The 12,625-nt window shown below is 59.1% G+C and carries 12 protein-coding genes; 9 read left to right on the forward strand and 3 right to left on the reverse strand.

All coding sequences use genetic code 11. From position 1 onward, the window contains the following. Window positions 1-3: 3 nt before the first annotated feature. Entirely contained in the window at window positions 4-4,215 is a 4,212-nt protein-coding gene (gene rpoC, locus AC1DIJ_RS30260; protein WP_112390808.1) for a DNA-directed RNA polymerase subunit beta', read from the forward strand. A 130-nt stretch (window positions 4,216-4,345) separates the two neighbouring features. Here the strand turns inward: rpoC and AC1DIJ_RS30265 are convergent, their stop codons facing one another. The 3 genes from AC1DIJ_RS30265 to AC1DIJ_RS30275 form a co-directional block, all read right to left on the reverse strand. Next, a complete protein-coding gene (locus tag AC1DIJ_RS30265) occupies window positions 4,346-5,056 on the reverse strand; it encodes an acid phosphatase (RefSeq protein ID WP_112390807.1) in 711 nt (236 codons plus the stop codon). A 114-nt stretch (window positions 5,057-5,170) separates the two neighbouring features. Continuing rightward, on the reverse strand, window positions 5,171-5,608 hold the full coding sequence (locus AC1DIJ_RS30270; protein WP_112390818.1) for an NUDIX domain-containing protein: 438 nt from the start codon (window positions 5,606-5,608) through the stop codon (window positions 5,171-5,173). A gap of 8 nt (window positions 5,609-5,616) precedes the next feature. After that, window positions 5,617-5,910: a transcriptional regulator gene (locus AC1DIJ_RS30275; RefSeq protein WP_112390806.1), complete on the reverse strand. Its 294-nt coding sequence runs from the start codon at window positions 5,908-5,910 to the stop codon at window positions 5,617-5,619. Window positions 5,911-6,406: 496 nt separating this feature from the next. On the opposite strand from AC1DIJ_RS30275, the gene rpsL reads away from it, so the two are divergent. From rpsL to AC1DIJ_RS30315, 8 genes are all read left to right on the forward strand, one after another. Continuing rightward, entirely contained in the window at window positions 6,407-6,778 is a 372-nt protein-coding gene (gene rpsL / locus AC1DIJ_RS30280) for a 30S ribosomal protein S12 (RefSeq protein ID WP_018902683.1), read from the forward strand. Window positions 6,779-6,855: 77 nt separating this feature from the next. Continuing rightward, window positions 6,856-7,326: a 30S ribosomal protein S7 gene (gene rpsG, locus AC1DIJ_RS30285; RefSeq protein WP_112390805.1), complete on the forward strand. Its 471-nt coding sequence runs from the start codon at window positions 6,856-6,858 to the stop codon at window positions 7,324-7,326. 29 nt (window positions 7,327-7,355) lie between these two features. After that, the gene (fusA, locus tag AC1DIJ_RS30290) at window positions 7,356-9,455 is read left to right on the forward strand and encodes an elongation factor G (protein WP_112390804.1); all 2,100 of its coding nucleotides are present in this window, start codon (window positions 7,356-7,358) and stop codon (window positions 9,453-9,455) included. A gap of 67 nt (window positions 9,456-9,522) precedes the next feature. Continuing rightward, entirely contained in the window at window positions 9,523-10,653 is a 1,131-nt protein-coding gene (gene tuf / locus AC1DIJ_RS30295) for an elongation factor Tu (protein ID WP_477831753.1), read from the forward strand. Window positions 10,654-10,715: 62 nt separating this feature from the next. Then, window positions 10,716-11,024 carry a 30S ribosomal protein S10 gene (rpsJ, locus tag AC1DIJ_RS30300; RefSeq protein WP_003547547.1) on the forward strand — a complete coding sequence of 103 codons (309 nt, stop codon included), beginning with the start codon at window positions 10,716-10,718 and terminating at the stop codon, window positions 11,022-11,024. A gap of 34 nt (window positions 11,025-11,058) precedes the next feature. Then, window positions 11,059-11,700, forward strand: a complete 642-nt coding sequence (rplC, locus tag AC1DIJ_RS30305; RefSeq protein WP_112387879.1) for a 50S ribosomal protein L3 — start codon at window positions 11,059-11,061, stop codon at window positions 11,698-11,700. 13 nt (window positions 11,701-11,713) lie between these two features. Continuing rightward, a complete protein-coding gene (gene rplD / locus AC1DIJ_RS30310; protein WP_112387880.1) occupies window positions 11,714-12,334 on the forward strand; it encodes a 50S ribosomal protein L4 in 621 nt (206 codons plus the stop codon). Further along, window positions 12,331-12,624, forward strand: coding sequence for a 50S ribosomal protein L23 (locus AC1DIJ_RS30315; RefSeq protein ID WP_112387881.1), 294 nt, complete (start codon window positions 12,331-12,333; stop codon window positions 12,622-12,624). The genes rplD and AC1DIJ_RS30315 overlap by 4 nt, the downstream gene beginning before the upstream one ends. Window position 12,625: the final 1 nt, after the last annotated feature.

Below are 12,625 nucleotides of genomic sequence, written 5' to 3' on the forward strand. Positions count from 1 at the left end.
GGCATGAACCAAGAGGTCATGAATCTTTTCAATCCGCAGGTGCCTGCGCAGAATTTCGATAGCATTCGAATTTCTATCGCATCTCCGGAGAAGATCCTCTCCTGGTCCTACGGTGAGATCAAGAAGCCGGAAACCATCAACTACCGTACGTTCAAGCCGGAACGTGACGGTCTCTTCTGCGCGCGCATTTTCGGGCCGATCAAGGACTACGAATGCCTGTGCGGCAAGTACAAGCGCATGAAGTACAAGGGCATCATCTGCGAAAAGTGCGGCGTTGAAGTAACGCTGTCGCGTGTTCGCCGCGAGCGCATGGGCCACATCGAGCTCGCCGCTCCCGTTGCCCATATCTGGTTCCTCAAGTCGCTTCCGTCGCGCATCTCGACGCTGCTCGACATGACACTGAAGGATGTAGAGCGCGTTCTCTACTTCGAAAACTACATCGTCACCGAGCCGGGCCTGACTGCTCTGAAGGAGCACCAGCTGCTCTCCGAAGAAGAGTACATGCTGGCTGTCGACGAATACGGCGAAGACCAATTCACCGCGATGATCGGCGCTGAAGCCATCTTCGAAATGCTGGCTTCCATGAACCTTGAGAAGATTGCGGGCGACCTGCGCTCGGATCTCGCCGACACCACGTCGGATCTCAAGCAGAAGAAGCTGATGAAGCGCCTGAAGATCGTCGAGAACTTCATGGAATCGGGCAACCGTCCGGAATGGATGATCATGAAGGTCGTCCCGGTCATCCCGCCGGACCTGCGTCCGCTGGTTCCGCTGGATGGCGGCCGTTTCGCGACGTCTGACCTGAACGATCTCTACCGCCGCGTCATCAACCGTAACAACCGTCTGAAGCGCCTGATCGAACTGCGCGCTCCGGGCATCATCATCCGCAACGAAAAGCGCATGCTGCAGGAATCTGTGGACGCGCTCTTCGATAACGGCCGCCGTGGCCGCGTCATCACCGGCGCCAACAAGCGTCCGCTGAAGTCGCTGTCCGACATGCTCAAGGGCAAGCAGGGCCGCTTCCGCCAGAACCTGCTCGGCAAGCGCGTCGACTATTCCGGCCGTTCGGTCATCGTGACGGGTCCGGAACTGAAGCTGCACCAGTGCGGCCTTCCGAAGAAGATGGCGCTCGAGCTCTTCAAGCCGTTCATCTACGCCCGCCTCGACGCCAAGGGTTACTCCTCGACCGTCAAGCAGGCCAAGAAGCTGGTCGAAAAGGAAAAGCCGGAAGTCTGGGATATCCTCGACGAGGTCATTCGCGAGCATCCGGTTCTCCTGAACCGCGCACCGACGCTGCACCGCCTGGGTATCCAGGCCTTCGAACCTACCCTGGTCGAAGGCAAGGCCATCCAGCTGCACCCGCTCGTCTGCACGGCCTTCAACGCCGACTTCGACGGTGACCAGATGGCCGTTCACGTGCCGCTGTCGCTCGAAGCCCAGCTCGAAGCCCGCGTTCTGATGATGTCGACGAACAACATCCTGCACCCTGCAAACGGTGCACCGATCATCGTTCCGTCGCAGGACATGGTTCTCGGCCTGTACTACCTCTCGATCCTGAACCAGAACGAGCCGGGCGAAGGCATGGCCTTCTCCGATCTCGGCGAGCTGCATCACGCGCTCGAAACCAAGGTCGTGACGCTGCACACCAAGATCCGCGGCCGCTTCAAGTCGATCGGCGAGGACGGCAAGCCGTACTCGAAGATCTATGAAACGACGCCTGGCCGTCTGCTCATCGGCGAACTCCTGCCGAAGAACGGCAAGGTAACCTTCGACATCTGCAACCAGGAAATGACCAAGAAGAACATCTCCAAGATGATCGACGCGGTCTACCGTCACTGCGGTCAGAAGGACACGGTCATTTTCTGCGACCGCATCATGCAGCTCGGCTTCAGCCATGCTTGCCGCGCCGGCATCTCGTTCGGCAAGGACGACATGGTCATTCCGGAAACCAAGGCCAAGATCGTCGGTGACACCGAAAACCTGGTCAAGGAATACGAGCAGCAGTACAATGACGGCCTGATCACTCAGGGCGAAAAGTACAACAAGGTCGTCGACGCCTGGGGCAAGGCAACCGAAAAGGTCGCCGAAGATATGATGGCCCGCATTAAGGCCGTCGAATTCGATCCGAACACCGGCCGTCAGAAGCCGATGAACGCCATCTACATGATGTCGCACTCCGGCGCCCGCGGTTCTCCGAACCAGATGCGTCAGCTGGGCGGCATGCGTGGCCTCATGGCCAAGCCGTCGGGCGAAATCATCGAAACGCCGATCACGTCGAACTTCAAGGAAGGTCTGACCGTCAACGAGTACTTCAACTCGACCCACGGTGCCCGTAAGGGTCTCGCAGACACGGCTCTGAAGACCGCTAACTCCGGTTACCTGACTCGCCGTCTCGTTGACGTCGCGCAGGATTGCATCGTCAACCTCGTGGATTGCGGCACCGACAAGGGCCTCACCATGACGGCGATCGTCGATGCCGGTCAGGTCGTTGCTTCCATCGGCGTTCGCGTCCTTGGCCGTACCGCGCTTGACGATATCGATCATCCGGTGACCGGCGATCGGATCGTCGATGCCGGAAAGATGATCCTCGAGCCCGATGTCATCGAGATCGAAAAGGCCGGTATCCAGTCGATCCGCATCCGCTCGGCACTGACCTGCGAAGTTCAGACCGGCGTTTGCTCGATCTGCTACGGCCGAGACCTGGCGCGCGGTACCCCTGTCAACATGGGCGAAGCGGTCGGCGTTATCGCTGCTCAGTCGATCGGCGAACCGGGCACCCAGCTCACCATGCGTACGTTCCACCTTGGTGGCACGGCAACGGTGGTCGACCAGTCGTTCCTGGAAGCTTCGTACGAAGGTACGGTTCAGATGAAGAACCGCAACATGCTGCGCAACTCGGACGGCGTTCTCGTCGCCATGGGCCGCAACATGGCGGTCCAGATCCTGGACGAACGCGGTGTCGAGCGCTCCTCGCAGCGCGTTGCCTACGGTTCGAAGATCCATGTCGATGATGGTGACAAGGTCAAACGCGGTCAGCGTCTGGCAGAGTGGGACCCATACACCCGTCCGATGATGACGGAAGTGGCCGGTACCGTTCAGTTCGAAGACCTCGTCGACGGTATCTCCGTTCTCGAAGCGACCGACGAATCCACGGGTATCACCAAGCGTCAGGTTATCGACTGGCGTTCGACCCCCCGCGGTTCGGATCTGAAGCCTGCTATCGTCATCAAGGATGCCAGCGGCAACGTCATGAAGCTGTCGCGTGGTGGTGACGCCCGCTTCCTGCTCTCGGTTGACGCGATCCTGTCGGTCGAGCCGGGCACGAAGGTTTCGCAGGGTGACGTGCTTGCACGTTCGCCGCTCGAAAGCGCCAAGACCAAGGACATCACCGGCGGTCTGCCGCGCGTTGCCGAACTGTTCGAAGCCCGCCGTCCGAAGGACCACGCCATCATCGCTGAGATCGATGGTACGATCCGCCTCGGCCGCGACTACAAGAACAAGCGCCGCGTCATCATCGAGCCGGCGGAAGACGGTGTCGAGCCTGTCGAATACCTGATCCCGAAGGGCAAGCCCTTCCACCTTCAGGAAGGCGACTATATCGAAAAGGGTGACTACATCCTCGACGGTAACCCGGCTCCGCACGATATCCTGGCGATCAAGGGCGTCGAAGCACTTGCTTCGTACCTGGTCAACGAAATCCAGGAAGTCTACCGCTTGCAGGGCGTTGTCATCAACGACAAGCACATCGAAGTGATTGTCCGTCAGATGCTGCAGAAGGTGGAAATCACCGATGCAGGCGACTCGACCTATATCGTCGGTGACAACATCGACCGTATCGAGCTCGAGGACGTCAATGACGGCCTGATCGAACAGGGCAAGAAGCCTGCCTACGGTGACCCGGTTCTTCTCGGTATCACCAAGGCATCGCTGCAGACCCCGTCCTTCATCTCCGCCGCGTCCTTCCAGGAAACGACGAAGGTGCTCACGGAAGCTGCGATCGCCGGCAAGACCGACGGTCTCCAGGGCCTCAAGGAAAATGTCATCGTCGGCCGCCTTATCCCGGCCGGTACCGGTGGCACCATGACCCAGATCCGCCGTATCGCCACGTCGCGCGACGAGCTGATCCTCGAAGAGCGCCGCAAGGGCACGGGTGCAGACTCGGCAACGCCGATGCTGCAGGACATGGCAAACGAAAGCGCGCCTGCCGCCGAATAACGGCAGGTTCGACTGCAGAAATCAAAACCGCCCGGAGCGATCCGGGCGGTTTTTTGTTGACCGCTTGAGACCGCAGGCATGCAAAAAGGGCCGCAGTCGAATTACGGCCCTTTCGGCAGACGTGCGGATGTCAGAGGCCGAGGACGGTGCGCAGTTCAGTGCGGGCTGCTTCGTATTCGGCCTTATAGTCGTCATGCTGCATGATCGTCTGTGCGGTGGCGATACCGGCGATACGGCCGGCCTCGATATCCGTCGGGTAGTGGATGCCGCCGATGACGCGGTTCCAGCCATAGGCCCAGGCGCGGGCCATGATGGCATCCTTCTTTTCGGGAACCATGTTCGACAGGACGACGCCCATCAGCGTGCCGAGCGTCGTGTGGCCGGACGGGTAGGAGCCGGACTTCGAGAGTGGCACGACTGGCTTGACGAGCTCGGGATAGAGCAGGTGAGGGCGCGGGCGCTTCCAGACGTCCTTCGCTGGGTCGACGACGGCGGCTTCGGTCTCGACGATGCGGTCGAAGAAGGCCGAAAACTTCGGCAGGTTTTCCTTGGTGAATTTCGGATTGTCGATGACGTCGCTGAAACGCCAGACATTCTCCTCGGCATCGGCAACGGCCTGAGCTTCCATCTCCGGCGTGCGGGTGACCTGGATCGAGAGAAGCTCGCCGATCTCGGCCTTGGTCTTGGCGGAATCATTGGCAGGCGGCGGCGGAAGCAAGTTCAGAAGGTTGACTTCGGTATTGTCGGTAAAGGGCTTTGCCTTGTCTTCGGCAAAAGCCGGCGCAGCAAACGCAACGGCAGTGGCAAGGCCGAGAGCCAGGAATTTCGAGACAGTACGCATTTGGGGGGACTCCGTTTGGGGCAATGAAATGCACCTCGCGGGTAACCGAGGATTGTTTGGCGAAGATGACAGAACGGCGTCAGAGCCTGCGGCATAATCGCCGCCGCTGGTTCGTCAGCAGGAGGATGGCAACAAGTGGAGGCAGCGCTCCATTCCATATCCAAGCTGCGCCCCGGCGGCTGTCAGGCTCATCCAACTGAACCGAAATACGATAGGTGACCCACCGTCGAACGGTGTCATCTCCTGATGAAGCCACGTCTCGGGATGTGGGCCGTGTAGCGGCACCATATAATAGTGCCTTCGATGCCAGACCGTGCGGCCATTGCGGGTGAAGCGGTAGTCGTCGATCGCCAGCGGCAGGAGAGGGGATTCCGGCGCGACGCCAGTCTCCTCGGTGAATTCCCTGGCGGCTGCTTCGGCGAACTCTTCGCCGTGCTCGACTGTGCCACCCGGCACCTGGAATTCGACCTCGGGAAAATCAGGTTCGTCGAAAACCAGAAGACGGTCGCGCCAGGTCGCGTAGATCATGACTTTCAGCGCGTCCGGCGTCACGTTCATTCTTAGTTGAACCGGATGATCGAAACCTCGCCGTCCAGCGCGCCCTGATAGGCAGACGCGTGCGGCTCTTCTTCAGGCACTTCGGTCAGCATGCCGATCTGGTCGAGATCGGCCTCGATGAAGCCTTCCTCGGACAGCGCGTTCAGCGCCTCGCGCACGGCGGTGTCGTCATCGGCGGCTCTCAGCATGATATGCAGGTCGACGCCTTCGCTGCCGTCCGACTCATAACCCTTGCCGATAATGATGAAGACCATCGGGCCTTCGGAGTTGTTGTCGTTGTCGGGGCTGGTGATCATCGGGCGGTCCTTTGAATATGTAACGATTCGTAAACTCGAATCCGCTTGCTGCGGATTTCGTCTGCAATCGCCGATTCCTTAACCGCTTTTCCGGCAAGCCCCAAGTTGAACTTTAAGGGCCGCCGCAAAAACGTCCGGAACCCTTGCAAACAGGGCGTAGGCCCGGCATTTCAAGGCATTCGCGGGAAGATTATTTCTTAACCGGCCTTGACGTAGGTGAGGGAAACCAGTAGTACCCGCGCCATCGGAACCCATGTGAGGCATGGCTTTCTGGGGCGCCTTGCCCTGGAGTTCACCTCAAACAAGGTTCGAAACGCACGTTGAAGATATGATGCCCGCACGCATGACGCATGTCTTTTGCGTCCTCTGCCCTCTGTGGTCCATCCGTGAAAGCGGATCGGGCCACGTTTTGCGCATTGAGACAAGCGTGTGATCTTGCCGGAGACGGCGTGATTTTACGCCCGAAAGGGTACAGTTAAACGTAAGGGATGGTTGAATGCCTACCGTAAACCAGCTGATCCGCAAGCCGCGCCAGCCGAACGTAAAGCGTAACAAGGTTCCTGCTCTGCAGGAAAACCCGCAGAAGCGTGGTGTTTGCACCCGCGTCTACACGACGACCCCGAAGAAGCCGAACTCGGCTCTGCGTAAGGTTGCCAAGATCCGCCTGACCAATGGCTTCGAAGTCATCGGCTATATTCCGGGCGAAGGTCACAACCTGCAGGAACACTCCGTCGTCATGATCCGTGGCGGCCGCGTCAAGGACTTGCCGGGCGTTCGTTACCACATCATCCGCGGCGTTCTCGATACCCAGGGTGTCAAGAACCGCAAGCAGCGCCGTTCCAAGTACGGTGCGAAGCGTCCGAAGTAATTCGGGTTTTGTTTTTCCGGCGCTGCGCGAGGTTCTCCGCGTGGTAGAGCGCCTTAACAGTTAAGAGACGAGAAGTTATGTCCAGACGTCACAGAGCAGAAAAGCGCGAGATCAACCCGGACCCGAAGTTCGGCGATTTGGTCGTCACGAAGTTCATGAATGCCATCATGCTCGATGGTAAGAAGTCCGTTGCTGAAAGCATCGTTTACGGCGCATTTGACTCCGTACAGGGCAAGTCCAAGCAGGAGCCGCTGGTTGTTTTCCATGCCGCCCTCGACAACATTGCCCCGCACGTCGAAGTCCGTTCGCGCCGCGTCGGTGGTGCGACCTATCAGGTTCCGGTTGATGTCCGCCCTGAGCGCCGTCAGGCCCTTGCTATCCGCTGGCTGATTACCGCTGCGCGCAAGCGCAACGAAACGACCATGGTCGACCGTCTGTCGGGCGAGCTTCTCGATGCATCCAACAACCGTGGTTCCGCGGTCAAGAAGCGCGAAGACACGCACAAGATGGCTGACGCCAACCGTGCGTTCTCGCATTATCGCTGGTAATCCCGAACGGTATCGAAAGGCAGTCCACTATGGCTCGCGAATATAAAATCGAAGACTACCGTAATTTCGGTATCATGGCGCACATCGACGCCGGCAAGACGACGACGACCGAGCGTATCCTTTACTACACCGGCAAGTCGCACAAGATCGGCGAAGTGCACGACGGCGCAGCCACGATGGACTGGATGGAGCAGGAGCAGGAGCGTGGCATCACGATCACCTCTGCTGCGACCACGACCTTCTGGAAGGGCCGTGACGGCAAGATGCGCCGCTTCAACATCATCGACACTCCCGGCCACGTCGACTTCACTATTGAAGTCGAGCGTTCGCTGCGCGTGCTCGACGGTGCGGTCGCTCTTCTCGATGCCAACGCCGGCGTAGAGCCGCAGACGGAAACCGTCTGGCGTCAGGCTGAGAAGTACAACGTTCCGCGCATGATCTTCTGCAACAAGATGGACAAGACCGGTGCGGACTTCTACCGTTCGGTCGAGATGATCAAGACCCGCCTCGGCGCAACGGCTGTTGTCATGCAGCTGCCGATCGGTGCAGAATCCGAATTCAAGGGCGTTGTCGATCTGATCGAGATGAACGCACTCATCTGGCGCGACGAATCRCTCGGCGCACAGTGGGACGTCGTCGAAATCCCTGAGGACCTGAAGGCCAAGGCTGAAGAATATCGCGAAAAGCTGATCGAGACCGTTGTCGAGATCGACGAAGAAGCGATGGAAGCTTACCTGAACGGCGACATGCCCGACAACGACAAGATCCGCGCCCTGGTTCGCCGCGGCACGATCGACGTCAAGTTCCACCCGATGTTCTGCGGCACCGCATTCAAGAACAAGGGCGTTCAGCCGCTGCTCGACGCTGTTGTCGATTATCTGCCGTCGCCGATGGACATCCCTGCCATCAAGGGCATCGACTTCAAGACGGAAGCCGATATCGAGCGTCACGCTGACGACTCCGAGCCGCTTTCCATGCTTGCGTTCAAGATCATGAACGACCCCTTCGTCGGTTCGCTCACCTTCGCTCGCATCTACTCCGGCAAGCTCGAAAAGGGCGCGTCGGTCATGAACACGGTCAAGGACAAGCGCGAGCGCGTCGGCCGCATGCTGCAGATGCATTCGAACTCCCGTGAAGACATCGAAGAGGCCTTTGCAGGCGACATCGTTGCTCTTGCCGGCCTCAAGGAAACCACCACTGGCGATACGCTCTGCGATCCGCTGAAGCCGGTTATCCTCGAGCGCATGGAATTCCCGGAGCCGGTCATCCAGATCGCGATCGAGCCGAAGACCAAGGGCGACCAGGAAAAGATGGGCCTCGCGCTCAACCGCCTGGCTGCTGAAGATCCGTCCTTCCGCGTCAAGACCGACCAGGAATCCGGCCAGACGATCATCGCCGGGATGGGTGAACTTCACCTCGACATTCTGGTCGATCGCATGCGTCGTGAATTCAAGGTCGAAGCAACTGTCGGTGCGCCGCAGGTTGCCTACCGTGAAACCATCACGAAGAAGCACGAAGAAGACTACACGCACAAGAAGCAGTCCGGTGGTACCGGTCAGTTCGCGCGCGTCAAGATCGTCTTCGAACCGAACGAAGAAGGCGACGACTTCAAGTTCGAATCCAAAATCGTCGGCGGTGCTGTTCCGAAGGAATACATCCCGGGCGTTCAGAAGGGTATCGAAAGCGTTCTGTCGTCTGGCCCGCTGGCTGGCTTCCCGATGCTCGGCGTCAAGGCGACGCTCATCGACGGTGCCTTCCACGACGTCGACTCGTCGGTCCTGGCGTTCGAAATCGCTTCCCGCGCCTGCTTCCGTGAAGCAGCCAAGAAGGCCGGCGCTCAGCTCCTCGAGCCGATGATGAAGGTCGAAGTTGTAACGCCTGAGGACTACGTCGGTGACGTTATCGGCGACCTCAACTCCCGCCGTGGTCAGATCCAGGGTCAGGAGCAGCGCGGCATCGCGATCGTCATCGCGGCCAACGTTCCGCTGGCGAACATGTTCAAGTACGTTGATAACCTGCGCTCCATGTCGCAGGGCCGTGCTCAGTACACGATGACCTTCGATCACTACGCGCCGGTCCCGTCGAACGTCGCAACTGAAATCCAGGCAAAGTATTCCGGTCAGAAGTGACCGGAATACCAATTGTCCGATAACAAGAATTAGCGCCTTCGGGCCTTAGAAGAATGGAGAGCCGGAAATGGCAAAGAGTAAGTTTGAGCGCAACAAGCCGCACGTAAACATCGGCACGATCGGCCACGTTGACCACGGCAAGACGTCTCTGACGGCAGCGATCACGAAGTATTTCGGCGAGTTCAAGGCGTATGACCAGATCGACGCTGCTCCGGAAGAAAAGGCACGCGGCATCACCATTTCGACGGCACACGTCGAATATGAAACGCCGAACCGCCACTATGCGCACGTTGACTGCCCCGGCCACGCCGACTACGTCAAGAACATGATCACCGGTGCCGCACAGATGGACGGCGCGATCCTGGTTTGCTCGGCWGCTGACGGCCCGATGCCGCAGACCCGCGAGCACATCCTGCTCGCCCGCCAGGTTGGCGTTCCGGCAATCGTCGTGTTCCTCAACAAGGTYGACCAGGTTGACGACGCYGAGCTTCTCGAACTCGTCGAGCTCGAAGTTCGCGAACTTCTGTCGTCCTACGACTTCCCGGGCGACGACATTCCGGTTGTCAAGGGTTCGGCTCTGGCCGCTCTCGAAGACTCTGACAAGAAGATCGGCGAAGACGCGATCCGCGAGCTGATGGCTCAGGTCGACGCCTACATCCCGACGCCTGAGCGTCCGATCAACCTGCCGTTCCTGATGCCGATCGAAGACGTGTTCTCGATCTCGGGCCGTGGTACGGTTGTGACCGGCCGCGTCGAGCGTGGTATCGTCAAGGTTGGCGAAGAAGTCGAAATCGTCGGCATCCGCGCCACCTCGAAGACGACGGTTACCGGCGTTGAAATGTTCCGCAAGCTGCTCGATCAGGGCCAGGCAGGCGACAACATCGGCGCTCTCGTTCGCGGTGTTAACCGTGACGGCGTCGAGCGTGGTCAGATCCTGTGCAAGCCGGGTTCTGTCAAGCCGCACAAGAAGTTCAATGCCGAAGCCTACATCCTGACGAAGGAAGAAGGCGGCCGTCATACGCCGTTCTTCACCAACTACCGCCCGCAGTTCTACTTCCGTACGACTGACGTGACCGGTATCGTTTCGCTTCCGGAAGGCACGGAAATGGTTATGCCGGGCGACAACGTCACCGTTGTTGTCGAGCTGATCGTTCCGATCGCGATGGAAGAAAAGCTGCGCTTCGCTGGTCCGCCTTAGCGAAAACAAAAAACGCGTCTTGAGAAAGGCGCGCGAAAAACAGAACACAAGGATAATGTCGAATGAACGGCCAAAATATCCGCATTCGCCTGAAGGCGTTCGATCACCGAATTCTCGATGCTTCCACGCGCGAGATTGTGTCGACGGCGAAGCGCACCGGCGCAAGCGTCCGGGGCCCCGTTCCGCTTCCGACTCGCATCGAGAAGTTTACGGTTAACCGGTCCCCACACATCGACAAGAAGAGCCGCGAGCAGTTCGAGATGCGCACGCATAAGCGCCTCCTCGACATCGTAGATCCGACCCCGCAGACGGTAGACGCGCTGATGAAGCTCGATCTCGCCGCCGGTGTCGATGTTGAGATCAAGCTCTGAGCCCTGCTCGAGCGGATTTGGAAGGATTGAACCGATGCGTTCAGGTGTGATTGCACAGAAGGTGGGCATGACACGCGTCTACAACGACGCTGGTGAGCATGTTCCAGTTACCGTACTGCGTATGGAAGGCTGCCAGGTCGTCGCTACGCGTACTGTCGAAAAGAATGGCTACGTCGCTGTCCAGCTTGGTGCTGGCACGGCCAAGGTCAAGAATACCTCCAAGGCCATGCGCGGCAACTTCGCAGTTGCCAACGTTGAGCCGAAGGCGAAGCTCCAGGAATTCCGCGTTTCGGAAGATCAGCTCCTCGAAGTTGGCACCGAAATCAAGGCTGGTCACTTCGCAGCCGGTCAGCTCGTCGATGTGACGGGTACCACGATCGGTAAGGGCTTTGCCGGCGCCATGAAGCGCCACGGCTTCGGCGGTCTCCGCGCCACGCACGGTGTGTCGGTTTCGCACCGTTCGCACGGTTCGACGGGCTCGCGCCAGGATCCGGGCAAGGTTTTCAAGAACAAGAAGATGGCTGGTCACATGGGCCAGACGCGCGTTACGACTCAGAACCTGGAAGTGGTTTCGACCGATGAAGATCGCGGTCTGATCCTGATCAAGGGTGCAGTACCCGGTTCCAAGGGTGCCTGGATCATCGTGCGCGATGCCGTCAAGTCGGCAGCGAAGTAAGGGAGCCGGACCAATGGAATTCAACGTCAAGACCCTCGAGGGAAAAGACGCAGGGAAGGTTTCTCTTTCTGACGCGATTTTCGGCCTCGAGCCCCGTGAAGACATTCTTGCCCGCGTTATCCGCTGGCAGCTTGCCAAGAAGCAGCAGGGCACTCACCAGGCCAAGGGCCGCGCCGACGTTTGGCGCACCGGCGCCAAGATGTACAAGCAGAAGGGTACGGGCCGCGCTCGTCACCATTCGGCTCGTGCTCCGCAGTTCCGCGGCGGTGGTAAGGCTCACGGCCCGGTTGCCCGCAGCCACGAACACGACCTTCCGAAGAAGGTTCGCGCTCTCGGCCTGCGTCTAGCCCTGTCGGCAAAGCTGAAGTCCGATGATGTCATCATCATCGACAACCTCGTTGCTGCTGAAGCAAAGACCAAGGCTCTGGCCGCTACCTTCGAGACGCTCGGTCTGACCAACGCGCTCTTCATCGGTGGTGCTGAGCTCGACGGCAACTTCAAGCTCGCTGCCCAGAACATCCCGAACATCGATGTTCTCCCGATCCAGGGCATCAACGTTTATGACATCGTCCGCCGCGGCAAGCTCGTGCTTTCCAAGGCTGCCGTTGAAGCTCTAGAGGAGCGTTTCAAGTGACCGATCTTCGCCACTATGATGTGATCGTCTCGCCGTCGATCACCGAAAAGTCCACTCTGGTATCTGAGAACAACCAGGTTGTTTTCAATGTCGCCAAGAAGGCGTCGAAGCCGGAAATCAAGGCTGCAGTCGAGGCGCTCTTCGGCGTCAAGGTCACGGCCGTCAACACGCTGCTCCGCAAGGGCAAGACCAAGCGTTTCCGCGGTTTTGCCGGCAAGCAGCAGGACGTGAAGAAGGCTGTCGTAACGCTGGCTGAAGGCCAGACGATCGACGTCTCCACCGGTCTCTGAG

The sequence above is a fragment of the Rhizobium sp. 10N427 genome (assembly GCF_056394605.1).